Origin of the sequence: Phycicoccus sp. 3266 (genome assembly GCF_031456495.1) — a bacterium.
Lineage (GTDB): Bacteria > Actinomycetota > Actinomycetes > Actinomycetales > Dermatophilaceae > Pedococcus.
Genome location: NZ_JAVDUW010000003.1, coordinates 420,157 through 445,313, shown reverse-complemented (window position 1 = coordinate 445,313; position 25,157 = coordinate 420,157). Strand labels below are relative to the sequence as shown.

Annotated in this window: 29 protein-coding genes and 1 tRNA gene; 7 read left to right on the top strand and 23 right to left on the bottom strand. The window is 73.2% G+C overall.

Features of this window, described 5'->3' with window-relative positions; genetic code table 11:
• Positions 1 to 137 precede the first annotated feature (137 nt).
• The 8 genes from J2X64_RS16540 to J2X64_RS16505 form a co-directional block, all read right to left on the bottom strand.
• Positions 138 to 635, bottom strand: a complete 498-nt coding sequence (locus J2X64_RS16540; protein WP_310156856.1) for a bifunctional nuclease family protein — start codon at positions 633 to 635, stop codon at positions 138 to 140.
• Positions 636 to 668: 33 nt separating this feature from the next.
• On the bottom strand, positions 669 to 1,337 hold the full coding sequence (locus tag J2X64_RS16535; RefSeq protein WP_310156854.1) for a MerR family transcriptional regulator: 669 nt from the start codon (positions 1,335 to 1,337) through the stop codon (positions 669 to 671).
• A gap of 36 nt (positions 1,338 to 1,373) precedes the next feature.
• Positions 1,374 to 1,829 (bottom strand): FHA domain-containing protein, encoded by a 456-nt coding sequence (locus J2X64_RS16530; protein WP_310156852.1) that lies wholly within the window; start codon positions 1,827 to 1,829, stop codon positions 1,374 to 1,376.
• A gap of 108 nt (positions 1,830 to 1,937) precedes the next feature.
• A complete protein-coding gene (gcvH, locus tag J2X64_RS16525) occupies positions 1,938 to 2,327 on the bottom strand; it encodes a glycine cleavage system protein GcvH (RefSeq protein ID WP_310156851.1) in 390 nt (129 codons plus the stop codon).
• Positions 2,328 to 2,385: 58 nt separating this feature from the next.
• Entirely contained in the window at positions 2,386 to 3,168 is a 783-nt protein-coding gene (locus J2X64_RS16520; protein WP_310156849.1) for a DUF881 domain-containing protein, read from the bottom strand.
• 2 nt (positions 3,169 to 3,170) lie between these two features.
• Complete coding sequence (locus J2X64_RS16515; protein ID WP_310156848.1) at positions 3,171 to 3,503, bottom strand: small basic family protein; 333 nt, start codon at positions 3,501 to 3,503, stop codon at positions 3,171 to 3,173.
• A complete protein-coding gene (locus J2X64_RS16510) occupies positions 3,500 to 4,432 on the bottom strand; it encodes a DUF881 domain-containing protein (RefSeq protein ID WP_310156846.1) in 933 nt (310 codons plus the stop codon). The genes J2X64_RS16515 and J2X64_RS16510 overlap by 4 nt, the downstream gene beginning before the upstream one ends.
• Positions 4,433 to 4,498: 66 nt before the next feature.
• Positions 4,499 to 5,128 carry a CDP-alcohol phosphatidyltransferase family protein gene (locus J2X64_RS16505; protein ID WP_310156844.1) on the bottom strand — a complete coding sequence of 210 codons (630 nt, stop codon included), beginning with the start codon at positions 5,126 to 5,128 and terminating at the stop codon, positions 4,499 to 4,501.
• A gap of 42 nt (positions 5,129 to 5,170) precedes the next feature.
• Between J2X64_RS16505 and J2X64_RS16500 the strand changes: the two genes are divergently transcribed.
• Positions 5,171 to 6,313 (top strand): aminotransferase class I/II-fold pyridoxal phosphate-dependent enzyme, encoded by a 1,143-nt coding sequence (locus tag J2X64_RS16500; protein WP_310156841.1) that lies wholly within the window; start codon positions 5,171 to 5,173, stop codon positions 6,311 to 6,313.
• A gap of 115 nt (positions 6,314 to 6,428) precedes the next feature.
• Here the strand turns inward: J2X64_RS16500 and J2X64_RS16495 are convergent, their stop codons facing one another.
• A complete protein-coding gene (locus J2X64_RS16495) occupies positions 6,429 to 7,040 on the bottom strand; it encodes a hypothetical protein (RefSeq protein ID WP_310156839.1) in 612 nt (203 codons plus the stop codon).
• A 227-nt stretch (positions 7,041 to 7,267) separates the two neighbouring features.
• Between J2X64_RS16495 and J2X64_RS16490 the strand changes: the two genes are divergently transcribed.
• On the top strand, positions 7,268 to 8,032 hold the full coding sequence (locus J2X64_RS16490; RefSeq protein ID WP_310156836.1) for a class I SAM-dependent methyltransferase: 765 nt from the start codon (positions 7,268 to 7,270) through the stop codon (positions 8,030 to 8,032).
• A gap of 183 nt (positions 8,033 to 8,215) precedes the next feature.
• Here J2X64_RS16490 and J2X64_RS16485 read toward each other — a convergent pair whose 3' ends face one another.
• On the bottom strand, positions 8,216 to 9,127 hold the full coding sequence (locus J2X64_RS16485; RefSeq protein WP_310156835.1) for a DMT family transporter: 912 nt from the start codon (positions 9,125 to 9,127) through the stop codon (positions 8,216 to 8,218).
• Positions 9,128 to 9,166: 39 nt separating this feature from the next.
• On the opposite strand from J2X64_RS16485, the gene J2X64_RS16480 reads away from it, so the two are divergent.
• The 3 genes from J2X64_RS16480 to J2X64_RS16470 all read left to right on the top strand — a co-directional run bounded on the left by J2X64_RS16480 (position 9,167) and on the right by J2X64_RS16470 (position 11,208).
• Positions 9,167 to 9,685, top strand: coding sequence for a MarR family transcriptional regulator (locus J2X64_RS16480; RefSeq protein ID WP_310156833.1), 519 nt, complete (start codon positions 9,167 to 9,169; stop codon positions 9,683 to 9,685).
• A gap of 277 nt (positions 9,686 to 9,962) precedes the next feature.
• Positions 9,963 to 10,472 carry a DUF6326 family protein gene (locus J2X64_RS16475; RefSeq protein WP_310156830.1) on the top strand — a complete coding sequence of 170 codons (510 nt, stop codon included), beginning with the start codon at positions 9,963 to 9,965 and terminating at the stop codon, positions 10,470 to 10,472.
• A 13-nt stretch (positions 10,473 to 10,485) separates the two neighbouring features.
• Positions 10,486 to 11,208 (top strand): DUF4386 domain-containing protein, encoded by a 723-nt coding sequence (locus J2X64_RS16470; protein WP_310156828.1) that lies wholly within the window; start codon positions 10,486 to 10,488, stop codon positions 11,206 to 11,208.
• 128 nt (positions 11,209 to 11,336) lie between these two features.
• On the opposite strand, the gene J2X64_RS16465 is transcribed toward J2X64_RS16470, so the two are convergent.
• The 10 genes from J2X64_RS16465 to xerD all read right to left on the bottom strand — a co-directional run bounded on the left by J2X64_RS16465 (position 11,337) and on the right by xerD (position 20,351).
• Positions 11,337 to 11,413, bottom strand: a tRNA-Pro gene (locus J2X64_RS16465).
• Between the two features lie 102 nt (positions 11,414 to 11,515).
• Positions 11,516 to 13,039, bottom strand: a complete 1,524-nt coding sequence (gene der, locus J2X64_RS16460; protein ID WP_397444073.1) for a ribosome biogenesis GTPase Der — start codon at positions 13,037 to 13,039, stop codon at positions 11,516 to 11,518.
• A 129-nt stretch (positions 13,040 to 13,168) separates the two neighbouring features.
• The gene (locus J2X64_RS16455) at positions 13,169 to 13,870 is read right to left on the bottom strand and encodes a lysophospholipid acyltransferase family protein (protein WP_310156825.1); all 702 of its coding nucleotides are present in this window, start codon (positions 13,868 to 13,870) and stop codon (positions 13,169 to 13,171) included.
• A complete protein-coding gene (gene cmk, locus J2X64_RS16450) occupies positions 13,867 to 14,571 on the bottom strand; it encodes a (d)CMP kinase (RefSeq protein ID WP_310156823.1) in 705 nt (234 codons plus the stop codon). Before cmk ends, J2X64_RS16455 begins: the two co-directional genes overlap by 4 nt.
• A 21-nt stretch (positions 14,572 to 14,592) precedes the next feature.
• A complete protein-coding gene (locus J2X64_RS16445) occupies positions 14,593 to 15,675 on the bottom strand; it encodes a prephenate dehydrogenase (protein ID WP_310156821.1) in 1,083 nt (360 codons plus the stop codon).
• An 86-nt stretch (positions 15,676 to 15,761) separates the two neighbouring features.
• Positions 15,762 to 16,760: a pseudouridine synthase gene (locus tag J2X64_RS16440; protein WP_310156819.1), complete on the bottom strand. Its 999-nt coding sequence runs from the start codon at positions 16,758 to 16,760 to the stop codon at positions 15,762 to 15,764.
• The gene (gene scpB / locus J2X64_RS16435; RefSeq protein ID WP_310156817.1) at positions 16,757 to 17,386 is read right to left on the bottom strand and encodes an SMC-Scp complex subunit ScpB; all 630 of its coding nucleotides are present in this window, start codon (positions 17,384 to 17,386) and stop codon (positions 16,757 to 16,759) included. The genes J2X64_RS16440 and scpB overlap by 4 nt, the downstream gene beginning before the upstream one ends.
• Positions 17,379 to 18,320, bottom strand: a complete 942-nt coding sequence (locus J2X64_RS16430; RefSeq protein WP_397444086.1) for a segregation and condensation protein A — start codon at positions 18,318 to 18,320, stop codon at positions 17,379 to 17,381. The genes scpB and J2X64_RS16430 overlap by 8 nt, the downstream gene beginning before the upstream one ends.
• Positions 18,317 to 19,324 carry a ParA family protein gene (locus tag J2X64_RS16425; RefSeq protein ID WP_397444085.1) on the bottom strand — a complete coding sequence of 336 codons (1,008 nt, stop codon included), beginning with the start codon at positions 19,322 to 19,324 and terminating at the stop codon, positions 18,317 to 18,319. The genes J2X64_RS16430 and J2X64_RS16425 overlap by 4 nt, the downstream gene beginning before the upstream one ends.
• Before the next feature lie 76 nt (positions 19,325 to 19,400).
• Positions 19,401 to 20,351 carry a site-specific tyrosine recombinase XerD gene (xerD, locus tag J2X64_RS16420; RefSeq protein ID WP_310156815.1) on the bottom strand — a complete coding sequence of 317 codons (951 nt, stop codon included), beginning with the start codon at positions 20,349 to 20,351 and terminating at the stop codon, positions 19,401 to 19,403.
• Here xerD and J2X64_RS16415 point away from each other — a divergent pair.
• A complete protein-coding gene (locus tag J2X64_RS16415) occupies positions 20,350 to 20,976 on the top strand; it encodes a hypothetical protein (protein ID WP_310156813.1) in 627 nt (208 codons plus the stop codon). The two genes, xerD and J2X64_RS16415, sit on opposite strands and share 2 nt — an antisense overlap.
• On the opposite strand, the gene J2X64_RS16410 is transcribed toward J2X64_RS16415, so the two are convergent.
• From J2X64_RS16410 to J2X64_RS16400, 3 genes are read right to left on the bottom strand one after another with little or no spacing between them, the layout of a single operon-like run.
• A complete protein-coding gene (locus J2X64_RS16410) occupies positions 20,953 to 22,200 on the bottom strand; it encodes a 4-alpha-glucanotransferase (protein WP_310156811.1) in 1,248 nt (415 codons plus the stop codon). The two genes, J2X64_RS16415 and J2X64_RS16410, sit on opposite strands and share 24 nt — an antisense overlap.
• Positions 22,201 to 22,204: 4 nt before the next feature.
• Positions 22,205 to 23,590, bottom strand: coding sequence for a histidine--tRNA ligase (gene hisS / locus J2X64_RS16405; protein WP_310156809.1), 1,386 nt, complete (start codon positions 23,588 to 23,590; stop codon positions 22,205 to 22,207).
• 1 nt (position 23,591) lies between these two features.
• Positions 23,592 to 24,287 (bottom strand): MBL fold metallo-hydrolase, encoded by a 696-nt coding sequence (locus J2X64_RS16400; RefSeq protein WP_310156806.1) that lies wholly within the window; start codon positions 24,285 to 24,287, stop codon positions 23,592 to 23,594.
• A 44-nt stretch (positions 24,288 to 24,331) separates the two neighbouring features.
• Here J2X64_RS16400 and J2X64_RS16395 point away from each other — a divergent pair, with 44 nt between their 5' ends.
• Positions 24,332 to 25,156 (top strand): peptidylprolyl isomerase, encoded by an 825-nt coding sequence (locus tag J2X64_RS16395; protein WP_310156804.1) that lies wholly within the window; start codon positions 24,332 to 24,334, stop codon positions 25,154 to 25,156.
• Position 25,157: the final 1 nt, after the last annotated feature.

Genomic DNA, 25,157 nt, shown 5'->3' with positions numbered 1-25,157 from the left:
CGGTCGCATTACAGGTCTTGACCTGACGGTACGGCGGGGCGTAAGCGCAGGTCAACAACCACTGGACCTTCGGCTGTCGGCGTGTCGCGGCGCGCGGACCTACTCTCGATGTGCAGTTGAGGGTCAGGGTGGGCGTGCTACGCCTCGGTGCCGCTCTCCCCCGGCTTGGTCTCGAAGTCCTCCGCGGACACGTGGTCGAGGAACTCCTTGAACCGCTCGACCTCGTCGTCCTTGTCCTCCTCGGCCGACATGGAGACACCGGCCTCCTCGAGCAGGCTCTCGCCGGTCACGATGGTCGTCCCGGTGCGCAGGGCCAGGGCGATCGCGTCGGAGGACCGGGAGGAGATCTCGACCGTGCCGTCGAAGACCAGCGCGGCGTGGAACACGCCGTCCTTGATCTCGACGATCCGCACCTCGGTGAGCCGGTGACCCAGGGCCTCGATGACGTTCTTCATCAGGTCGTGGGTCAGCGGGCGCGGCGGCTCGATGCCCTGCTGGGCGTAGGCGATCGCAGTCGCCTCCGCGGCACCGATCCAGATCGGCAGGTAGCGGTCGCCGTCCCGCTCACGGAGCAGCACGATCGGGTGGTTGGTGGGCATCTCCACCCGCACGCCGAGCACATCGAGGACCTTCACGATCCCACCGTACCCCCGCGCCACGTCACCGGCTCAGGCCCGTCCCAGGCCGTCCTTCACCAGTGCCGTGTGCAGCGCGATGCACAGGCGCAGCACCTCCCCGGTGGGGTCGTCCGCGCGGCCCGTGGCGACCGCCTGGACCAGCCCCACCTCACGGTCGGCGGCCGTCCGGAACGGCCGCAGGTGCCGAGCCTCGATGCCGTATGCCGCGAGTCCGGCGGCGGTCGTGGCCACCGACAGCGCGGCGTCGCCGTAGTGGCCCTCGCCGTCGGGGCGCACCAGCCCGAACGTCTCGAGGTCGCGCAGCAGGGGCTCGTCGGCACCGCTGGACGTGAGCAGCTCGCCCCGGGTCAGCCGCAGCGTCGGCGCGGCGGTGAGCTGCTCCGCAGACGGCACGTCGGGGTCAGCGGCCGCCGCCGGCACGACCGGACGCGGCATACTGGGCTGGTCACCGCGCGGCGGGGTGAGCCCGCGGTCGAGCGCGTCGAGCGCCTCGCGGATCACCTTGAGCGGCCAGAAGTGGTCGCGCTGGGCGGTCAGGACGTAGTGCAGCCGCTGCACGTCGGTGTCCGAGTACGTGCGGTAGCCCGAGGCCGTACGGGCGGGCGTCACGAGGCCCTCGGCCTCGAGGAACCGGATCTTGGAGATCGTGACGTCCGGGAAGTCCTGCTGGAGCGTCGCGAGCACGGCGCCGATCGTCATGGACCGGCGTGGCGGGCGGGCGGACACCGTGCCGGGTCAGGCCTTGCCGGCGTAGAAGACGAGCCGGAACTTGCCGATCTGCACCTCGTCACCGGTGTGCAGCGCGACCTCGTCGATCCGCTCGCGGTTGACGTAGGTGCCGTTGAGGGACCCGACGTCGCGGACCACGAACGTGTCACCCTCGCGGCGGAAGGTGGCGTGCTTGCGCGAGACGGTGACGTCGTCGAGGAAGATGTCGCTGTCGGGGTGGCGGCCCGAGTGGACCTCGTCGTCGTCGAGCAGGAAGCGTGCCCCGGTGTTGGGGCCGCGCAGGACCACGAGCAGGGCCGTGCCCGGGCGCAGGGCGTCGACGGTGGCCTGGTCGGCCTTGCTGAGCGCGACCTCCGGCTCGGCCGTCGTGTCGACCTGCTCGAGGTCGTGGATGCCGGGCAGCCGCATGGTCGTCGGCTCCTGCGGCCGCGACGCCTGGTCGTCCCTCTCGCTGCCGTTCATGACTGCCCGCTCCCTCGTCGTGTTCGACTGTCCCGGCCCTAGCAAAGCACACACCCTAGGCGACGCCGCCGACACGGTGCAGCGGAATCGCCCAGAGCCGGCGGCGGGTCAGCCCAGCTGGTCCCTGTAGGCGGCCTGGTCCATCAGCCCGTCGAGCGCACCCTCGTCGGAGGCCCGCAGCTCGTACATCCAGCCCTCGCCGTACGGGTCGGTGTTGACGAGCTCGGGGGTCGCGTCGAGCGCGGAGTTGACCGCGGTGACCTCCCCGGCGAGCGGCGCGTACAGGTCGCTCACGGACTTGGTCGACTCGACCTCGCCGCATGCGTCGCCGGCCGCGACGGTGTCGCCGACGCCCGGCAGGCTCACGTAGACGACGTCGCCGAGGGAGTCCTGGGCGAAGGAGGTGATGCCGATCCGGACCGTGCCGTCGTCCCCGGCGCGCACCCACTCGTGCTCCGCGGTGTAGCGCAGGTCCTCGGGGTACTCCAGCTCGCTCATGCTGCTCCTTGCTCGGGGGTGCGGAGGTCGGCGGGGCGCCGCGGTGGCACAGGGGGTGTCACTTCGAGGGCGCCGGGACGGGCCGAGCGTAACGAGGCTCCGTCAGGCTGTGCAATGCGGTCACCTCGACCGTGTCGGCCTGGCGCACCGTGGACGTGGCACCGTCGCGCCGGACGGACTCGGTGACACCGCCGGGGATGTCCATCGCGGACGCCATGGTGGCGCTGTCGCCGATGGCCCGGATCGTGTACGGCGGCCGGATCTGGCGCCCGCTGACCTCGACGGCGCCGTCGCTGTCGGTGAACCAGGTGTCGGCCACGACGCGGACGTCGTTGATCTGCACGGCCTCCGCCCCGGCGTCTCGCAGCTCCTGCAGGGCGTCGAGGAGCCGGGCCGCCGTCACCTTGTGGTCGGGGTCGCTGATGGTGATGACGACACCGGGTCCCGTGGCGGGGGCGGTGCCGGTGAGGATGCCGAGCGTGTCGACCCGCTCCTGCGCCGACTTCAGCGCCTCCTCGCTGCCATCGGCCCCGGAGAGCAGGCGGTCGCGGCGCAGCTCGAGCGTCCGGACGTCGGCCGAGAGGCGGTCCTGCTCCGAGCTGACGTCGTCGAGGATGCGGACCAGCTCGTCCTCGCGCAGCTGCTCCAGTCCGTTCTGGTTGGTCTGCTGCACCTGGGTGGCGATCGCGAAGCCGAGGCCGATCGCGAGCAGGGCCGCGAAGGCGTTGGCCCGGGTCGCCCGCGGCCGCGCCATGCGCAGCAGCCGGTGCCACGCGCCGTCCGGTGGGGACGTCGGCGTGGGTCGGGGGTCGGGACCGCCGGGCGGGGGCGTGCTGCTCATCGTCACGCCTTGAACAGGTGCCGCCGGATCGAGGCGACGTTGGAGAAGATCCGGACGCCGAGGACGACGACGACGCCGGTCGACAGCTGCGAGCCGACGCCGAGCTGGTCACCGAGGAAGACGATGAAGGCCGCGACCACGACGTTGGCCAGGAACGAGACGACGAAGACCTTGTCGTTGAAGATCCCGTCGAGGACCGCCCGCACCGCACCGAACACCGCGTCGAGGGCGGCGATGACGGCGATGGGCAGGTACGGCTGGAGCGCCACGGGCACGTCGGGGCCCCAGACGAGGCCGATGACGACGCCGCCGATGAGGCCGAGCAGGGGGATCACGGTGAGGTCTCCGAGGGTGACGGGGTCGCGGTGGACGTGGCCGGTGTCGGGGAGGTGGTGCGCGAGCGGGTGGGCGTGGCCGTGGCGCTTGCGCTCGGCCGCGGGACGGTCGCGGCGCTGACCGTGAGCGACGCCGCCGCCGGCAGGGTCAGCGAGTCGGCGGTGTCCATGGAAACACGGATGCCGTAGTTGTCGTGCAGGGCGCGCGCGTACGACCCGCCGTCGTTCTCGGCGAAGCCGGTCTGCAGCCCGGTGGGGTCCCCGATCGCGCTGATGCGGTAGGGGCGGGTCAGCGGGCGGTAGTTGACGAGGATCGCCTCGCCCGCGAACCGGATCGCCGACCGGGACGTGAGCCGCTGCCCGTTGACCGCGATGGCCTCGGCCCCCGCCTGCCACAGGCCGTTCACGACGATCTGCAGGTCCTTGGAGAAGACCTTCCCCTCGTCGGTGCCCGTGCTGGTCCGGGGGTTGCCGTCGGCGCTGTTGGTGTCGCTCCCGGGCGCGTTGTCGAGGGTGAGGACGACGCCCTTGCCCGTGACGGCCTCCGAGCCGGACACCAGGCTCAGCGTGTCGAGCCGCGACTGCAGGGCGGCCTGCTGGCCGCCCAGCGCCTCCTTCTGCAGCCGGTCGATGTCGGCCTGCATGGAGCGCAGGGTGGCCTCCTGGCGGTCGGACGCCGCCCGGCGCGTCTCGATCTGGGACACGAGGTCGGACTTCGCCTTCGCCGCCGCGGTGGACGGGGCCCGCAGGGCGAGCGCCCCGAAGGTGAGCAGCAAGCCGACGACCGCGGACGCGACGACGACCACCGGGGTGCGGAAGCCCGTGCTGGGCGGCAGCCCGGCGGCCACGCGCCGCTCGGCGGCCGCGGCATACCCGGGGTCGAGCGGGCGCTCCATCATCGAGGTGAGCAGCGTCATGGACTCGTCCACGCGCCGCCCCGTGGGGGTCGGCGGTGGCGCCTCCGAACGGTGCGAGGTGGGGACCACGCCGCCGCCCTACCGGACCGGCACGGGGCGGTGGGAGGCCACCACCTGCCGTGCCTGGACGATGTACATGACGCCGGCGACCCAGTACAGGACCGTGCCCCACCAGGCGAACGCCCAGCCGATCGGCTCGGCCCACTGGGCGAACGCGCTCGTGCCCTGGCCGAGCAGCAGCAGCGGGAAGGCGTAGAGGAGGTTGAAGGTCGCAGCCTTGCCGACGAAGTGCACCGGCAGGCCGACCTGGCCGTAGCGGCGGATCCACCACAGGACCGCGGCGAGCAGCACCTCGCGGCCGACCAGCGCGCCGACCAGCCACCACGGGATGATCTCGCGCCAGGCGAGCCCGAAGAGCGTCGTCGCGATGTAGAGGCGGTCGGCGAGCGGGTCGAGCAGCTCCCCCAGCCGGGAGACCAGCCCGAACCGGCGCGCGATCTTGCCGTCGAGGTAGTCGCTGACCCCGGACACCATCAGCGTGAGCAGGGCGACCGCGTCGTGGCCGGTGAGGATCGCCCAGAGGAAGACCGGCACGCCCACCAGCCGCAGCGCCGACAGGGCGTTCGGCACGTTGAGGACCTGCCCGGACGCGGGGACGGGTCGCGACGGCGCCTCGACAGCGCTCCCCCGCTCCGTTCGTCCGACCACGTCCGAAGCCTAACCGGCTGGTGCTGCGTAGAGTTCGCAGGCATGGACAACCCGCTGCTGGGACCGGGCCTGGAGCTGCTGCGGCGGCGCCGGAGCGTCAAGTGGCGGCTGTACGGGCCGGACGTGCTGCCGCTGTGGGTGGCCGAGATGGACGTGGTCCCGGCCGAGCCCGTGCGCCGTGCGGTGCACGACGCGCTCGAGGCCGGTGACACCGGGTACCCGTGGCCGGAGGACTACGCCGAGGCCCTCGCGAGCTTCGCGGGCGAGCGGTGGGGCTGGCACCCGGACCCCGCTTACATGCAGATCGTCCCGGACGTCATGCTCGGCGTGGTGGAGGTGCTCAAGCTCCTCACCGGCGAGGGCGACGCCGTGGTCGTGAACTCCCCCGTGTACCCGCCGTTCTTCCAGTTCGTCGAGCACCTCGGGCGGCGGGTGGTCGAGGCGCCGCTGGGCGGGACCGGCCGCATCGACCTCGAGTCCCTCGAGCGAGCCCTCGCCGACGCCACCCGCGACGGCGGCCACGCGGCATACCTCCTGTGCAACCCGCAGAACCCCACCGGCACGGTGCACAGCCCCGAGGAGCTGACCGCCGCGATCGAGCTCGCCGAGCAGCACGGCGTGCGGGTGGTCGCCGACGAGATCCATGCCCCCCTCGTGCCGCAGGGCGCGACCTTCACCCCGGTGGCGTCGCTGCCTGCCGGCGCGCGGGCGGTCGCGCTGATGTCGGCGTCCAAGGCGTTCAACCTGGCCGGGCTCAAGGCCGCGCTCGCCGTGCCCGGGCCCGAGGCCGCCGCGGAGCTGGCCCGCATCCCGGAGGAGGTGTCGCACGGCGCGAGCCACGTCGGCGTCATTGCCCACCGCGCCGCATACCTGCATGGCGGCGCCTGGCTCGACGCCCTGCTCGCCGGCCTGGACGAGAACCGGCGGCTGCTCGCCGACCTCGTGTCCGAGCAGCTGCCGGGCGTCGGCTACCGGGTACCCGAGGGGACGTTCCTGGCCTGGCTGGACTTCACCGCCGTCGGGCTCGGCGACGACCCGAGCGCCGTCCTGCGCGAGCGCGCCAAGGTGGCGCTGCACCCCGGTCCCGGGTTCGGGACGGGCGGGACGGGGCACGCCCGGCTGAACTTCGGGACCTCGCCGGACATCCTGCGCGAGGCCGTCTCACGGATCGCCGCGGCGCTGTAGCGACTGCTCGCCCCGGCGCCCAGGAACACGAACCGGCCGGCGCCACCCGTGGGTGGCGCCGACCGGTTCGGCGTATGCCGGGGCCTGCCCGGGCTCGCCCCGCGCGGGCGAGGGGTCAGTGCCCCTTGCCGTGGCCCTTGCCGTGCTTGCCGCCCTTGCCGGTGGAGTGGCCCGAGCCACCGGACTTGCCGTGGGTCGTCGTGGAGGACGTGGCGCTCGGCGTGCTGGGCTGGTCCTCGGTCGCCGACGGCTGGGGCTGGGTCGCCGTGCCCAGCACGGTCGCGCAGTACGCGCCAACCTGGTCCTGGCCACCCGCGGCCGCCGCGAGGGCGCGGAACGCGGTCGAGTCGGCGGACTTGCCGGTGGCGCGACCCTGGTGGTGCGTCCAGGCGGTGCACAGGCCGCGCGCGGCAGGACCGGTGGCGTCGGGGCCCTGGGTGCCCGTGGCCGTGGGGTCGGCCGTCTCCGTCTCGGTGGGGTCGGTCGTCTCGGTCTCCGTCGGGTCGGCCGTCTCCGTCTCGGTCTCCGTCGGGTCGGCCGTCTCCGTCTCCGTCGGGTCCGCGGTCGCCGTCTCGGTGGGGTCGGTCGTCGCCGACGCTGCCGGGGTGGCCGACGTGCTGTCGACCGGCGAGGACGTCAGCGCGTAGGCGACCGTCCCTCCTCCGGCGACACCGAGGGCGATGACGAGGGCAGCGCCGAGCTTGACGCCGATGACCGTGGGACGCATGGGGGGTTCTCCTGCCGAAGCCGTGACCGACGGGCGCACTCTAGCGCCGCGGCAGACCTCATGGAGGCCATTTGCGGAACTCCACGCCGGACGACTGCTCTTGGGTGGACAATTCACGTGTCTACGCGCGTTTGCCGTTGGGTGCGTGCTGGGCGGGGACTGCGGTTCCCGCGCTCGCTCGTCCGTGGCCATTGACGCGGAGGCGGAGGCGGCGGACGCTCGGGTCCGTGGGCTTCGAGGTGACCGCGCAGGCGTACGGACAGTTCATGGGACGCTTCTCCGAGCCGCTCGCGGCGGTGTTCGCCGACGCTGCCGGGGTGGCACCGGGCGGCGACCAGTCGGTGCTGGACGTCGGCTGCGGCCCCGGCGCCTTGACGTCGGCCCTCGTCGAGCGGCTCGGGCCGGACCGGGTGCACGCCTGCGACCCCTCCCGCTCGTTCGTGGAGGCGGCGCGGTCGCGGTTGCCCGGGGTCGACGTGGTCGCCGCCGCCGCGGAGGATCTGCCCTTCCCCGACGACGGGTTCGACGCCGCCCTGGCGCAGCTGGTCGTGCACTTCATGTGCGACCCGGTGGCCGGACTGCGTGAGATGGCACGGGTCACCCGTCCTGGCGGTGTCGTCGCGGCGTGCGTGTGGGACCACGCCGGGCGCCAGGGACCGGTCTCGGCCTTCTGGGACGTCGTCCGCGAGTTCGATCCCGGCGAGGAGGGCGAGGGGCTGCTCGCGGGGACGGAGCGCGGGCAGCTGGGTGAGCTCCTGCGCGGGGCCGGGCTCGCCGAGGTCCGGGAGTCCTCGCTCGCCGTCACGACGCGCTACGACTCCTTCGAGGACTGGTGGGAGCCGTACACGTTCGGGGTGGGCCCGGCCGGGGCATACGTCACCGCGCTCGACGACGAGCGCCGGGACGCGCTGCGGGCGCTGGCGCAGCGACGCCTGCCCGAGGCACCCTTCGAGGTCCGCGCCGAGGCCTGGTGCGCCGTCGGCACCGCCTGACCCCGGCACCGCCTGACCCCGGCACCGCCTGACCCCGGCCCCGAGCACCTGACCCGAGCCCCGAGCACCTGACCCGAGCCCCGAGCACCTGACCCGAGCCCCACCGGCCCGGACCGAGCCTCAGCGGCCCGGACCGAGCCTCAGCGGCCCGGACTGAGCCCCCGCGGTTGCCTGGACGTGCGGTCAGGCGGCGACGCGCTCCGGCTCGCGGGCCCGTTCGCGCTCGGCCGCCGCGCGCCGGGCCTTCGCGCCGGAGCGCTGCTGGCCGACGACGATCCCGCCGAGCACCAGCGCGATGCCGAGCAGCTGCCACGGCGTCAGGTGCTCGCCCGCCACCAGCGCGCCGAGCAGCACTCCCGTGACCGGGTTGAGCAGGCCGATGACACCCACGGTGCCGGCTGACAGGCGGCGCAGGCCGTCGTACCAGACGACGAACGCGAGCGCGGTACCGATGAGGCTGACGAACGCGGCCCCGGCGACACCCTTCGCGTCGAGCGTGGGAGGCGCACCCTCGGCCACGGCCGCGACGACGGTCAGGAGGACGCCACCGAAAAGCATCTGCCACGCGGTCGTCGCCACGACAGGGGTGTCGTCGGACCAGCGCTTGGCCAGCACGAACCCCAACGAGGACATCGCCATCGCCGAGGCCGAGGCCGCGACGCCCCAGCCGGAGACGGCGCCCGACCCGGCCGCCACGACCAGGAGCACGCCGAGGATCCCCACGACGGCTCCGGCCAGCACGCGGGCGGTCGGCCGCTCGGAGGCGAGCAGCCAGGCGAAGCCGGCGAGGACGAGGGGCGAGGCCGCCATGATCGAGGCGGCCACGCTGCTCGGCAGCATCTGCGCGGCGAGGTAGACGAGCAGGAAGAAGCCGCCGACGGTGAGGGTGCCCAGGACCGCCGAGCGCCACCACCACGCACCGCGAGGCAGTCTGCGTGCGACCAGCAGCAGCACGAGCGCCGCCGGGAGCGCCCGCAGCGACGAGCCCCAGAGCGGGCTGTCGGCGGGCAGGGTGTGCCGGATGACGTAGTAGTTGGCGCCCCAGGCGATCGGGGCGAGGGCGGTCGTGAGGACCACGCGCAGGTTCGACTCCACGAGACCCTCAATGCCTTCCGAGGAAGGTATATTCCGCGAATGGCCCAGCAGCAGTCCCCGGACGGGTCCGCGACCGACCGGGTCGCGCAGATCCAGGACCAGTGGCGGCGCGAGCGCCCGGACCTCGACACCTCGCCCGTCGGCGTCATCGGGCGCCTGCACCGGCTCGCCGCGCACCTCACCGACGAGCTCCTCCCCGTCTACCGGCGGTTCGGGCTGGGCGAGGGCGACTTCGACGTGCTGGCGTCGCTGCGCCGCTCGGGTGACCCGTTCGAGCTGGCTCCCGGCGAGCTCGCCCGGCACACGATGGTGACCACAGGCGGGATGACCAAGCGTCTGGACCGCCTCGAGGCCGCCGGCCTCGTGACCCGTCGCGCCGCCACCGGCGACCGCCGTGGTCGCGTCGTCGCCCTCACCCAGCAGGGCCGCGCGCTCGTGGACGACGCCATCGCGGCACACCTCGCCAACGAGCAGCGCATCCTGGAGGCGCTCTCCCCCACCGATCGGGACGACCTGGAGCGCATCCTCACAAGTTGGCTCGCCCACTACGAGGGCTGAGGCCCGGTATGCCGGGTGCGCTCGTCACCGTGGCCACATCGGGTTCGCGGACGCGCTGCCCGCCTGGTCGGCGACTCGTCACTGCAGCGCAGCGAGCCCGAGCATCGATCGCGGCCATGGCCTGCAGGTGCTGTCGCCGATCCCGCCGGGGCGGGCAGGGCCCGAGGACCTTCTCCCCTGTCGGCACCACCGACCCGCCGAAAGGCTCGGGGTGGAAGCGGATGAGGCCGCACGCAGACGCGCCGCGTCGCCCGGCACACCGCAGCTGGAGGTCACCATGCCGACGACGACCCACTACCTCGACCACCGGGTCGACCCACGGCTCACGATCGCAGCATCGTGGACGTCCATGCTCTTCCTCTTCGTGTGCGTGGACCTCTTCAGCCTGTACCGCAAGGACGTGCGCGCCGACCTCGAGGCGGGCAAGGTGGCCGCCTTCACGATCGGACAGGGCTACCTCCTGGGCGTGATCCTTTACGTCGCCGTGCCGAGCCTGATGCTGCTCCTGAGCCTGGTCATGCCGGCGAGGGTGACCCGCGCCGCGAACATCGCCGTGGCAGCGATCTACGCCGTCACCATCGCCGCGAGCGCGGTGGGCGAGTGGACCTACTTCGTCGTGGGCAGCGTCATCGAGGTCACGCTCCTGGTCGCGATCGCATACCAGGCCTGGACCTGGCCGACGGTGACCGACAGCCTCCCGACGCCCCGCGGGGGGCAGTGGCGACACACAGGACAGAACCAGCTCGACCTCGAGGTGGCCGAGCACGAAACGACAACGGGGAGGTGACGAGATGTCGGTCGTGGCCACAGATCGCACGCCCCGATACCTCGGAGCAGCCTTCGTGTTCCAGTTCGCCACCAGCCTGGCAGCCGGTCTGCTCTCGGCGCCGCTGCTCGACGGCCGTGCCTCCGACGTCCTGAGCAGGCTGGCGAGCAACCCGAACCGGATGCGCACGACGGTGGTGCTCGAGCTGCTCACCAGCATCGGCATCCTGGTGATGAGCGCCTTGCTCTACCTCGTCCTCAGGCAGCTGGACCGCGCCCTGTCCCTGGTCGCCCTCGTCCTGTGGACCTGCGAGGCGGTCTTCCTCACGGTCAAGACCGTGGGGCTGGCGGTCCTGCTGAGCTTGAGCCAGGAGGCGGGTGCTACGGACGTGGCGATCGCGTCGCCCGGGCAGTCGTCCGGCTCGCTCGCTCTCAGCCTCAGTCAGCACGCGGGCGACATCGACATGCTGTTCTTCTGCGTCGGGGCGATGCTGTGGTACGGCCTGCTGTACCGGTCGAGGATCGTCCCGCGCGTGCTGGGCCTGTGGGGGCTTCTCGCGGTGCCCCTCGTCCTCGTCGCCACCGTGGCACTCCTCTGGAACCGGGACCTTGAACCGAGCCGGGTCCTGTACGCGCCCTACGTGCCGTTCGAGCTCGTCCTGGGCCTGTGGCTGCTCGCCAAGGGCGCCCACCCCACCGGGCCGCACGGTCAGCGTGAGGAGGCCTCGACTCCCGACCTGGCTCTGTCTGTCACCTGAGCCGACCTGATCCGCGCGCCAGGCGCCCGGCCAGATGGCTCGGACCCGGTCCGGAGAATTTCGTGAACGGCCACCGGGGCCGGGCACGACAACGGGGCCTGACCTGTGGTCACAGGTCAGGCCCCGGTTGGTCGGGCTGACAGGATTTGAACCTGCGACCCCTTGACCCCCAGTCAAGTGCGCTACCAAGCTGCGCCACAGCCCGTGGCATTCGCCCCTTGCGGAGCGAACGAAACCTTAGCGCACGGCATACCGCCGCTTGAAATCGGTGTGCCGCACGCGAGCCCGACGTCGCGGGCCGCCCTCGCTACCGGCGCTTGCGCTTCTCGCGCACCCGGACGGACACCTCGATCGGCGTGCCCTCGAAGCCGAACTCCTCGCGCAGGCGGCGCTCGACGAACCGGCGGTACCCGGCCTCCATGAACCCGGACGCGAAGAGCACGAACCGCGGCGGACGGGTCGAGGCCTGGGTCGCGAACAGGATGCGCGGCTGCTTGCCGCCACGCACCGGGTGCGGGTGGGCGGCCACGACCTCGCCGAGGAAGGCGTTGAGCCGACCCGTGGGGACGCGGGTGTCCCAGGAGTCCAGCGCCTTCTCGATCGCCGGGACGAGCCGCTCGACGGCGCGGCCGGTCTTGGCCGAGATGTTGACGCGGGGCGCCCACGGGATCTGCACGAGCTCGCGCTCGATCTCCCGCTCGAGGTAGTAGCGGCGCTCCTCGTCGAGCAGGTCCCACTTGTTGTAGGCGACGACGAGCGCACGGCCCGCGTCGATGACCTGCTGGACGACGCGGATGTCCTGCTCGGCGATGCTCTGCTCGGCGTCGATGAGGACGACGGCGACCTCGGCCTTCTCCAGCGCGGTCTGGGTGCGCAGCGAGGCGTAGAAGTCGGCGCCCCGGGTCTGGTGCACGCGGCGGCGGATGCCGGCCGTGTCGACGAACCGCCAGGTCTTGCCACCGAGCTCGATCAGCTCGTCGACCGGGTCGCGGGTGGTGCCGGCGACGTTGTCGACGACGACGCGCTCGGAGCCGGCGAGCTTGTTGAGCAGCGAGGACTTGCCGACGTTCGGGCGGCCGATGAGGGCCACGCGGCGCGGGCCACCGCGCTCGTAGGCGCCGCCCACACCGGACACCGCCGGGAGGACCTCGAGGACGGCGTCGAGGGCGTCACCGCTCCCCCGGCCGTGCAGCGCGGACACCGGCCACGGCTGGCCGAGCCCGAGGTTCCACAGCGCGGCGGCGTCGGCCTCCGTGCGCTGGTCGTCGACCTTGTTGGCGACGAGGACGACGGGCTTGCCGGAGCGGCGCAGCAGCTTCACCACGGCCTCGTCGTCGTCGGTGGCGCCGACGGTGGCGTCGACGACGAACATGACGACATCGGCCAGCTCGACCGCGACCTCGGCCTGCTCGGCGACCCGCAGGTGGATGCCGGTGGCGTCGATCTCCCAGCCGCCGGTGTCGACGAGGGTGAACCGGCGACCGGCCCAGTCGGCGTCGTACGCGACGCGGTCGCGGGTCACGCCGGGGACGTCCTCGACGACGGCCTCGCGGCGGCCGAGGATGCGGTTGACGAGGGTCGACTTGCCGACGTTCGGGCGGCCGACGACGGCGACGACCGGGCGCGGACCCTCCTCACGGGCGTACCCGTCGTCGTCGAGCTCGCCGTCGACGAGGGCGCGGTCCTCGTCGCTCAGGTCGAACTCCTCCAGGCCGGCGCGCAGGGCGCGCTCGACGGTGGAGTCGTCGGTCAGGTGCTCGGTCACAGCGGGTCCTCGGGGAGTCGTGGTGGGGCCGCCGCGGCGCAGGTATGCCGTGGGGCCGGCGCCCATTGTCTCGCATGTCGGCGGGTGCCCCGGACACGTCGACCGGGGCGGGCCGTGCGACCGGGGCCGGCCGGGCGTGCGACCCAGCCTGAGCCGGGCGCACAGGCAGTCGCGCGCGGGCGCGGGGACGGGCGGTCAGCCCTCGTCCCCGGGGAGGAACACCTGGTGGCGTGCCTGGGATTCCCGCACGTGCGTGGCGAGGGCGTCGCGGACCTGCTCGGTGGCGACGACAAGCCGCTGGCGCCCGGTCAGGGAGGGGTCCGCGGAGAGCGTCACCGGGTGGCCGAACTCGACGACCACCCTGCTGCGCAGCCGCGGGACGGAGTTCCTCGAGGCACCGGCGACCCGCGTCCCGAGGAAGGCCACGGGCACGACCACCGCCCCACCCTGCTGCGCCAGCCAGGCGGCACCCTGCTGGACGGCGGCGACGTCACCGCGTCCGCGGGTCCCCTCGGGGAAGATCCCGACCGCACCGCCGGAGTGCAGGACCGCGACGGCCGCGCTGAGGGCCGCCCGGTCGCCGGAGCCGCGGGTCACGGGGATGTGGCCGATGAACCGCAGGAAGCGCCCGAGCAGCCCCCGGAACATCTCCCGCTTCACGAGCACGCACGTCGGGCGCGGCGCGACGCCCGGCAGCATCGGGCCGTCGAGGAACCCCACGTGGTTGCCGACAAACACGACCGGTCCCGTGCGCGGCACCCGGTTCCGGCCGATCACCGACAGCCGGTACAACGCGTGGAACAGCGGCCAGCCGATGACCGTGTTGACCCTGACCCGCCAGGGCGCCGGCACCTGCACCGCTCCGGGCGCCGGGGCCGTGCGGGGCGGCTCCGTCACCCGCGGACCTTGGCCGGCGCGTGCGAGCGGACGAGCTCGACGAGGGCGTCCACGCTCTGCTCGAAGTCCAGGTCGGAGGTGTCGAGCAGGGTCACGCCGTCCGCCGCCTCCATGAAGTCGGAGACCGTGGAGTCGTCCTCGTCGCGGCGCACGATCTGGTCGCGGGTCGCCGCCACGGCCGCCGCGTCGTCGCCCCCGTGCAGCTCCCTGGAGCGGCGGCGCAGGCGCGCCTCGACGCTCGCGGTGAGCAGCACCCGGACGTCGGCGTCGGGAGCCACGACCGTGGTGATGTCCCGCCCCTCGGCCACCACTCCCCCGGTGCGCGTCGCGATCTCGTCCATGAGGTCGCGCTGCAGCTGCTGCAGGACGGGGCGCACCTGCGTGTTCGTGGCGACCTTCGAGACGGCCTCGGACACCCTGGTCGTTCGGATGGCGTCCTCGATCTCACGCCCGCTGACCTGGACGCTGGCGTGCGCCGGCTCGGTGCCCATCACCAGCGGGATCTCACGGGCGGCCTGCGCGACCGCGTCGCGGTCGTCGAGGTCGACGCCCTCCTCCAGGCACCACCAGGTCACCGCGCGGTACATGGCGCCCGTGTCGAGGTAGCCCACCCCCAGCCGAGTGGCTGCCGCGCGCGAGACGCTCGACTTGCCCGAGCCGGACGGCCCGTCGACGGCCACGACGAGGTGCTCACTGCTCATGGCCGTCGAGAATAGTGCCCGTCAGCCGTGCAGCCGCCAGCCGCGGGCGCGCAGCTCCTCGCCGAGGCGCTCGACCACGGCGGGCAGGACGGAGATCTCCGCGAGCCCGAACGGCTGCCCCAGGCCGTGCTCGAGGTGCAGGTCCTCGAGGTTGACGCCGGCGTCGCCGACGTCGTGCAGGAGCCGGGCGAGCTCGCCCGGCCGGTCCGGGACCAGCACGACCACGACGCCGTATGCCGTGGGCGCGGCACCGTGCTTGCCGGGGATCCGGGCGTGGCCGGCGTTGCCGTGGGCGACGACCCTGGCCAGCACCTCGCGGGCGCCAACGGCGTCGCCCTCGCTCAGCCGGGTCAGGGCAGTGACGACCTCGTCGAGCTCGTCCCGGAGGTCGGCGAGGACGTGGCGGACCGCGGTCGCGTTGCCGGAGAGGATCTGGGTCCACAGCTGGGGGTCGCTGGCGGCGATCCGCGTGACGTCGCGGATCCCGGTGCCGGAGAGCGCGACGGCAGGATCGCCGAGGTCGCGCAGCCGGCTCGCCACCAGGGAGGCCGCCACCTGCGGCACGTGCGACACCGCCGCGACGGCCGCGTCGTGCGCCTCGGGGTCCATGGTGGACACGGTCCCGCCGGCGGCGCGCGCCAGCTCCTGCACCGTCTCCACGGCGTCGGCGGAGGACTCGGCGTGCGGCACCACGACCCAGGCCCGGCCGTCGAAGAGGTCCCCGCGGGCCGCCACCGCGCCCGACCGCTCCCGTCCCGCCATGGGGTGCGAGCCGACGTACCGCGTGACGTCCCCGCCCCGCGCGCGGACGTCGTCGAGGACGGCGACCTTGACCGACGCGACGTCGGTCACCACGGCCCGGGGCCACGAGGCGAGCTCCAGCGCGACGACGGCACCCGCCACGTCCGGCGGTGCCGCGACGACGACGACCTTGGGCTCGGGGGTGCCGGGCCCGGTCACCTCCCCCGCGCCGAGGTCGCGGGCGAGCGCCACGGCGGTCGGCGACGGGTCTGCCAGCGACACGGCATACCCGGCCCGGCTCAGGGCGATGCCCAGGCTGGTGCCGATGAGGCCGGTGCCGACGATCCGCACGGAGGGAGTCACGACGCGAAGGCTACCGACGCAGCCTCCGGGCACGGCGGGTGTGCCCACGGACGAGCCCGCCTGCGGCCGTCGACTCGGCCGGCCGGTCAGAGACCAGCGGCGGCGTAGAGCTTGCCGACCTCGTCGCTGTTGAGCTTGCGCATCTTGCCGGGCTTGGTGTCGCCGAGGTGGATCGGGCCGACCTGCGTGCGGACGAGCGAGAGCACGGGGTGCCCGACGGCGTCGAGCAGGCGGCGCACGATGTGCTTGCGCCCCTCGTGGAGCACGACCTCGACGAGGGCGCGGCCCGGCTGGGAGTCCACGACGCGGAACGAGTCGACGCTCGCCGGCCCGTCGTCGAGGTCGACGCCCTCGCGCAGCCGCCGGCCGAGGTCACGCGGGACCGGACCGGCGATCTGGGCGAGGTAGGTCTTGAGCACGCCGTACTGCGGGTGCTGCAGCCGGTGGGCGAGGTCGCCGTCGTTGGTGAGGATGAGCAGGCCCTCGGTGTCGGCGTCGAGCCGGCCGACGTGGAACAGCCGCTGCTCGCGGTTGCCGACGTAGTCGCCGATGTTGATCCGGCCGAGCTCGTCGTTCATCGTCGTGACGACGCCGAGCGGCTTGTTGAACGCGAAGTAGAGCCGGCTCTCGTCGAGCTGGACCCGTGTGCCGTCGACGTGCACCACCTGATCGGTGCGGATCCGCACGCCGAGCTCGGTCACGACCTGCCCGTCGACCTCCACCCGCCCCTCGGCGATGAGGTTCTCGCACACGCGCCGGGAGCCGACGCCGGCCGCGGCGAGCAGCTTCTGCAGGCGGATGCCGTCGGGGTCGTGGACGTCGACGTCCGGCCGGGCAGCCTCGCGCGGGACGCGCGTGGGCTGGCTGCGCTTGGTCGTGCCGGCGCTGCCGCGCTGGGGGCGGTCGGACCGCTTCGGGACCGGCCCTCCCCCGCTGCCCGCCCCGGCGCCGCGGCTGCGGCCCCCCGGCGCTCCGGGACGGCCGCCGCCGGAGGCGGGACGACCGCCGCCGGAGCCCGCCCCCCCTCGCGAGGGGCGCTGGGGGCGGCCGCCACCGGCGCCGCCACGGTTCTTCGGCGGGGTCATGCGCGACCCTGCTCTGCGATCTCGTCGAGCACGTCGACCTCCGGGAGGTAGGGAGCCAGGGCCGGCAGCTCGTCGATCGAGCCGAGGCCGAGGCGCTGAAGGAAGTAGTCGGTGGTCCCGTAGAGGACTGCGCCGGAGTCGCCCTCGGCGCCGAGCTCCTCGATGAGGCCACGGTTGAGCAGGGTGCGCACGACACCGTCGACGTTGACGCCACGGACGGCGCTGACCCGCGAGCGGGAGATCGGCTGGCGGTAGGCGATGACGGCCAGCGTCTCGAGCGAGGCCTGGGTCAGCTTGGCCTGCTGGCCGTCGAGCAGGAACTTCTCGACGACCGGCGCGTAGTCGCTGCGGCTGTACACGCGCCAGCCACCGGCGACGCTGCGCAGGGTGAACCCGCGCTGCTGCTCGGCATACTCGCGCTCCAGCCCGTGGAGGTGCTCGCGCACGTCGTCGACGGGCAGCTCGAGGGCGGAGGCCAGCGCGACCTCGGCGACGGGCTCGTCGACGACCATGAGGACGGCCTCGATCGCCGACCGCGCACCACCCGGGAAGTCGTTGACGTCGAAGGCGATCTGCTCCTCGACGACCGGCTCCTCGACGGCGGGTTCGGGCTGCTGCTCACTCATGGTCGGCGCTCTCCTGCGTCGTCTGGTCGGGCTGCTCGTCGGCGTCGCCCTCGTCGAACTCGTCGCTCACGTCGATGTCCCCCTCGTCGGTGCCGGTCCAGCGCACCGTCAGCTCCCCCAGCGCCTCGGCCTGCTCGAAGGCGATCGCGGCCTCCCGGAACAGCTCGAGCAGCGCCAGGAACCGCGCCACGATGACGAGCGTGCTGTCGGCGTCGGCGACCAGCGCCCGGAACGAGCACACGCGCTCCGACCGCAGCCGGCTGCCGATGATGCCCGCCTGCTCGCGCACGCTGACCTGCGGCGCGTGCAGGTGGTCCAGGCCCACCGACGGCGCCACCTTCGGCGTCATCGCCTTGGCCGCGATCATGGCCAGCTGCTCGGGCGTGATGCCCATGACGAGCTCGGGCAGGAGCTTGGCGAACTGCGGCTCGAGCCCGGCCTGGCGCGGGGTCATCCGCCCGGCGGTCGCCATCCGGTCGGCGAAGGTGAAGGCGATGTCCTTGAAGGCGCGGTACTGCAGCAGCCGCGCGAACAGCAGGTCGCGCGCCTCGATGAGCGCGAGGTCCTCCTCGTCCTGCGGGCCGGTCTGCGGCAGCAGCCGCGAGGCCTTGAGGTCGAGCAGCGTCGCCGCGATGAGCAGGAACTCCGAGGCCTGCGACAGGTCCCAGTCCCGGTCGGCTTCGCGGGCCGCCTTGATGTGCGCGATGAACTCGTCGGTGACCTTGGCCAGCGCGATCTCGGTGATGTCGAGCTTGTGCTTGCTGATCAGGCCGAGCAGCAGGTCGAACGGGCCGGAGAACACGTCGAGGTGCACCTCGAACGGCGTGACGGCGCCCCGCCGGGTGATGACGCCTCCCGGCGTGATCTGGTCCTGCTCAGGGGTGGGGGCCTGCTCCTCGGCCGCCGCCACCGGCTCCTGGGTCACCGCGGTCAGGCCGCACCGCCCCGAGCGATGAGCTCGCGGGCGAGCTGGCGGTAGGCCGCGGCCGCGCCGTGGGTGGAGGCGTAGGACGTGATCGGCTCGGCCGCCAGGGTGGCGTCGGGGAACTTCACGGTGCGGCTGATGACGGTGTGGAACACCTGGTCGCCGAAGTGGTCGACGACGCTGCGCACGACCTCCTTGGAGTGCAGGGTCCGCGAGTCGAACATCGTCGCGAGGATGCCGTCGACCTGCAGGCGCGGGTTGAGCCGGTCGGTGATCTTGTCGATCGTCTCCACGAGCAGGGCGACACCGCGCATGGCGAAGAACTCGCACTCGAGCGGGATCACCACGCCGTGGGCGGCGGTGAGCGCGTTGACGGTCAGCAGGCCGAGCGAGGGCTGGCAGTCGATGAGGATGACGTCGTAGTCGTCCATGACCGGGCGCAGCACCCGGGCCAGGATCTGCTCGCGCGCCACCTCGCCGACGAGCTGGACCTCGGCGGCCGACAGGTCGATGTTCGCCGGGATGACGTCGAGGTTCTCTGTGGCCGTCTCCTGGATGACCTCGCGGACGTCGTGGCCGCGCTCGATGAGCAGGTTGTAGATCGTCACGTCGAGCTCGTTGGCACGCACGCCGAGGCCGACGGACAGCGCCCCCTGCGGGTCGAAGTCGACGAGCAGCACGCGGCGGCCGACCTCGGCCAGGGCGGCACCCAGGTTGATCGTGGTCGTCGTCTTGCCGACGCCACCCTTCTGGTTGCACATGGCGATGATGCGGGCCGGGCCGTGGCCGTCGAGCTCCGGCGGCTCGGGGAAGTCGGGCATCGGTCGCCCGGTGGGGCCGACCTGGCCCGCGGCGGCGGCCTCGATCCCGGGGAGCCGGCCGTCGGCCGACGGGGAGGTGTGGGGGGCCGCCTCGGGTGACGGCGACGGCTGGTGGTGCGTCGTGGTCGCCTCAGGGTCCACAGGCGTTTCACTCCCGGTGAGGTTGCGTTCGTCGGTCAGCCTCTCGCTGATCGCCCCGACCCTATCAGCGGGTATGCCGCGAACCGTGGTCACGGCGCCGACGGGGACGCGGTTGCGTCGAGCGGGGTCACCGGGCCCGCGGGTGCGACTGGGCGTAGACCTCCCGCAGCCGCTGCACCGTGACCAGCGTGTAGATCTGGGTCGTGGTGACCGAGGCGTGGCCCAGCAGCTCCTGCACGACCCGCACGTCCGCCCCGCCGTCGAGCAGGTGCGTCGCGAACGAGTGGCGCAGCGTGTGCGGCGACAGGTGCCCGGACAGGTCGGCCCGTTCGGCGGCGGCCCGGATCGCCGCCCACGCCGACTGCCGCGAGAGCCGGTTCCCCCGCTGGTTGAGGAACACGGCAGCGGTTCCCCTCCCCTGCGTCGCGAGCGCCGGACGCCCCCGGACGAGGTACGCGTCCAGCGCCTGCGCGGCATACGAGCCGAGGGGGACGATCCGCTCCTTGCGGCCCTTGCCGAAGAGCCGCACCACGCCCTCGTCGGTGTCGATGTCGTCGACGTCGAGGCCGACGGCCTCGCTGATGCGCGCGCCGGCGCCGTAGAGGACCTCGAGCAGGGCCCGGTCGCGCAAGGCCACGGGCGTGTCGCCCACGCCGGCGGCGGCGAGCAGCCGCTCGACCTCCTCGACCGTGATGGCCTTCGGCAGCCGGGCGGGCGGCGTGGGCGGGCTGACGGCGGCCGTCGGGTCGGTCGCGACGTCGCCCTCGAGCGCCAGGAAACGGTGGAAGCCGCGGACCGCGACCAGCGTGCGGGCGGCCGACGACGCGGCCAGCGGCGGGTGCCCCTCGCTGCCCTCGCGCAGCGAGGCGAGGAAGTCCGTGACGTGCCCCTCGCGCACGTCACCCGGCGCCGTGACCCCCCTGGCCTGCAGGTATGCCGTCCAACGGGCCAGGTCGCGCCGGTAGGAGGAGAGCGTGTGCGGGCTCGCGCCGCGCTCGACGTCGAGGTGGTCCAGCCAGCCCCGCACGGCCCGTTCGAGCGCGCTGGGAGGTGGCACGGATGGGAGTGTAGGCGGCATGAAGCTCTACGCAGACCTGCCCGGCCGACGCACCGCGCAGATCCTCGCCGACGTGGGCATGTTCGCCTGGGTGTGCGTCTGGGCATGGGTGGGCCGGTTCGTCCACGACTCGACGATGGAGCTGGCGGCCCCGGGTCGCCGGCTGCAGAGCGCCGGCAGCGGCTTCCGCCAGCAGATGACCAGCGCCGGGGACACGGTGCGCGACGTGCCGCTGGTCGGCGACCGGATCGCCGCGCCCTTCCGGCAGGCGAGCGGCGCCGGGACGACGATCGAGCAGGCCGGCACCGACCTGGTCGACGCGGTGACGCAGCTGGCGAACATCCTCGGGTGGGTGACCGCGCTCGTCCCGATCCTGGTCGTGGGCCTCGCGTGGGCCCTCCTGCGCGGGCGCTTCGTGCGCCGGGCGAGCGCAGCCCAGCGGTTCATCGACAGCGCCGCCGACCTCGACCTGTTCGCGCTGCGGGCCATGGCCACCCAGCCGATGCGCAAGATCGCGGCGATCTCCGACGACCCGACCGGCGCGTGGCGGCGCGGTGAGGCGGCGACCATCCGCGCGCTGGCACTCCTCGAGCTCGAGGACAGCGGGCTGCGACCGCCCGCCTCAGCGGGTGGGCAGGCGGCCTGACGCCTCGGTGAGGTCGCGCAGCCGGCGCGCGAGGTCGGGGGTCAGCGCTCCCGGCTCCATCTGCCAGCGCCAGCCGCCCTCGATGCCGGGGGCGTTCATCCGGGCCTGCGACCCCAGCGACAGGACGTCCTGCGCCTGCATCACCGCGAGACCGCAGGGAGCCGCGAGCGCCAGCTCGATCAGCGCCCACGACGGCTCCTCGTCGATCATGGCGTGCGTCCCCGCGTGCCGGCACGCGTCCCGTGCCATCCGGCGCCGCTCCTCGGGCAGGGCCGCCCACCAGCCGACGACCGTGTCGTTGTCGTGGGTGCCGGTGTAGACGACCTGGTTGGTGTCGAGCCGCTCGGGGTCGTGGACGTTGTCGGCGTACGCCGGCTCGAAGGCGAACTGCAGCACCGCCATCCCCGGGTAGCCGAGCGCCCGGCGCAGGTCCACGACCGGCTGGTCGATGTCGCCGAGGTCCTCGGCCAGGACCGGCAGGGTCCCGAGCTCGGCCGTGGCGGCGTCGAAGACCTCACGCCCCGGCCCCGGCTCCCAGCGGCCGCCCAGGGCGGTCTCAGCGTCCGCCGGCACCGCCCAGTAGGCCGCGAAGCCGCGGAAGTGGTCCACCCGCACGACGTCGAACAGGGCGAACGTGCGGCGCATCCGCTCGACCCACCACCGGTACCCGTCCTCGCGCAGGACGTCCCAGCGGTAGAGGGGGTTGCCCCACAGCTGGCCGGTCGCGGCATACGCGTCCGGCGGCACACCCGCCACCGCGTCGGTGCGGAAGAACTCGGGCCACGCGCGCTCGTCGGCGCCGTCGGGCGCCACGTAGATCGGCACGTCACCCATGAGGCGGACGCCCCGCTCGGCGGCATACGCCCGCAGCGCGGTCCACTCCCGGCCGAACCGGACCTGGTCGTCGAGGTCGCCCCCGTAGTCGGTCCAGGAGCGCACCCAGTACGCCTGCTGCTCGGCGAAGGCCCTGGCCTCGTCGGGGTCGACCGGCGCGTCAGGGTGCTCGAGCAGAGCGGGCGACGCGGCGAACGCGGACGGCGACTTGTACGGCGAACCGTGCTTGTCCGGCACCGAGACCGGCAGGACCTGCCACAGCGTCTGCCCCGCGTCGGCGAGCCAGTCGACGAACCGGCGCGCCTCGTCGCCGAGGCGGCCACCCGGCAGCGAGGTGACGTGGCACTGGACCCCGCTGGACCGCGGGTCGGTGACCGGGCTGGCCGTCATCCGGCTACTCCTGGGGTGCGTCGTCGGCGCCCCGGTCAGCGGTGCGCAGGACGCGCGGGTGCAGGTCCTCCGCAGGAGGGTTCCACGCCGCGGCGTCGGCGTCGACCTGGGCTCCGGAGCGGATGTCCTTCACCTGGTCGCCACCGCCCTCGGCAGCACCGGCGAACCAGACGAACGGGATCCCGCGCCGCTCGGCATACCGGATCTGCTTGCCGAACTTCGCCGGCTTCGGCGCGACCTCGCACGCGATGCCCCGCGCCCGCAGCGCGGTGGCCACCGCCTGGGAGGCGCCGCGGGACTCCTCGTCGGTGACGGCGACGAGCACGGCCGCCGGGGTCGATCGGGTGGCCGTGACGAGCCCCTGCGACAGCAACAGGCCCAGCAGGCGCGAGACGCCGATCGAGATGCCGACGCCGGGGTAGGTCGTGCGGCCGTCCGAGGCGAGCGAGTCGTACCGGCCACCGGAGCAGAACGAGCCCCACGACTCGTACCCCTCGAGCTGCGTCTCGTAGACGGTGCCGGTGTAGTAGTCGAGCCCGCGGGCGATCTTCAGCTCGGCGACCAGCGCACCCGGCGCGTTCTGCATGCCCGTGCGGATGACGGCCGCCAGCGCCTCGAGGCCCTCGTCGAGGGTGGGGTGCTCCACCCCGAGCTCGCGCACCCGCTCGACGAAGGACAGGTCCTCGGTGCGGATCGACGCCAGCGCGAGGCACTGGTCGGCCTGCTCCGGCGTGCGGCCCGCCTCGACGAGGGCCTCCTTGACCCGGGCGGGGCCGATCTTGTCGAGCTTGTCGATGATGCGGAGGGTCTGCTGGATCTCGGTGGCATCCTGCGCGCCGATCCCGATCCCGCGGTAGAAGCCCTCGGGGATCTTGCGGTTGTTGACCTGGATCACCATGCGCCCGATCGGCAGCTTGCGGAACACCTCCGCGACGACGAGCGGCATCTCGGCCTCGAAGTGCGGGGCCAGCTCGCCCACGTCGACCACGTCGATGTCGGCCTGCGTGAACTCGCGGTACCGCCCCTCCTGGGGTCGCTCGCCCCGCCACACCTTCTGGATCTGGTGGCGGCGGAACGGGAAGGCGAGGTGACCGGCGTTCTCGAGCACGTAGCGCGCGAACGGGACGGTGAGGTCGAAGTGCAGCCCGAGCTCGGCGTCGGCGACCGCAGCGGGGTCCTCGGCGTTGGCCAGGCGGCGGATGCCGTAGATCTCCTTGTCGGTGTCGCCGCCCTTGCCGAGGAGCCGCTCGACGGGCTCGACCGCACGGGTCTCGATCGAGGGGAACCCGTGCAGCTCGAAGGTCTCCCGGATGACGTCGAGGAAGTGCTGCTCGACGATGCGCTGGGCCGGGAGGTACTCGGGGAATCCGCTGATCGGGGAGATCTTCACGTCACAAGCCTTGCAGATAGGGGTTGGTCGCCCGCTCGCGGTCCATCGTGGTCGCGGGTCCGTGGCCCGGGAGGACGAGCGTGGTGTCGGGCAGCGGCAGCACGACCTCGCGCAGGGAGCGCTGCATGGCAGCGTCGCTGCCGCCGGGCAGGTCGGTGCGCCCGATCGACCCCGCGAACAGCACGTCACCGGTCAGGACGGTCGAGCGGACGTCCACCTGGTCGGCCACGCCGTCCGGCACCGTCGGCATACCGAACAGCACGGAGCCCTCGGTGTGGCCGGGCGCGTGGACGACGTCGACGGTGAGCCCGGCCAGCTCGAGCGTCTGCCCACCGGTCACCTCCACGACCCGCTCGGGCGCGCGCCACGTGGCGCGCGCGCCGAACTGCTGCTCCACCATGGCGAGGAGCGGCGCGCTGATGTGCGCCAGCGGGTCCTCCAACCGGTAGCGGTCGTCGGTGTGGACGTATGCCGCGGTGTCGCCACCGCAGACCGGCGTCACCGAGTACACGTGGTCGAGGTGGCCGTGGGTCAGCAGCACCGCGGCGGGACGGAGGCGGTGCTCGCGCAGGACCTCGCGAAGGGTGTCCTCGATGCCGATGCCAGGGTCGACGACGAGGCACTCCTCGCCCGGCCCGGTGGCCAGGACGTAGCAGTTGGCGTCGATGACCCTGCCGGGGAAGGCGAACGTGAGCACGGCCTGCAGCCTAGCCAGAGGGCGTCCTGCCTAGACTGACGCGCGTGACCAGAGAGCAGGAGCGGGCCCGCGCACGCCGACGGGCCGAGAAGTTGGACGCCAAGATCGCCGCCAGGGAACGCGAGGCCGCCCGCAACCGCCAGGTCGCGTGGGTGGTGGCAGCCGTCCTCGTCGTCGTCGCGGCCTTCGTCCTGCTGGCCGGCAAGCTGTCCGGCGACAAGCCCGCGACGCCGGCTGCTGCGCCCTCCTCGTCCGCCTCGGCGCCGTCCGCCTCGGCCACGACCGCCGCGGTCCCGGGCTGCACGACTCCCCCGAAGGCGCCGACCACCGTCAAGAAGGAGAAGCTGCCGGACAAGAAGACCGCGGCCGGCAAGACCTTCACGGCCGTCGTCACGACGAACTGCGGCGACATCACGTTCCAGCTCGACGGCGCCAGGGCGCCCCAGACCGTTGCCTCCTTCGTCTCCCTCGCCAAGGACGGCTACTTCGCCGACTCCCCCTGCCACCGCGTGACCACCTCGGGCATCTTCGTGCTGCAGTGCGGCGACCCGCTCGGCGGCACGGGCACCGGCCCCGGCTACACGTTCGGGCTCGAGAACACGCCCAAGGACGGCAAGTACCCGAAGGGCACGCTGGCGATGGCGCGCACCAACGACCCCAACTCGAATGCCGACCAGTTCTTCATCGTCTACAAGGACACCGACCTCAGCAGCGTCCCCGCCGGCTACTCCGTCTTCGGCACGGTCACGTCCGGAATGGATATTGTCGAGAAGATCGCCGCAGCAGGTGCGGCCGGCGGCACCGGTGACGGCGCCCCGAACGCACCCATCAGCATCCTCAAGGTTGCTGTGACCGAGAAGAAGGCCTGAC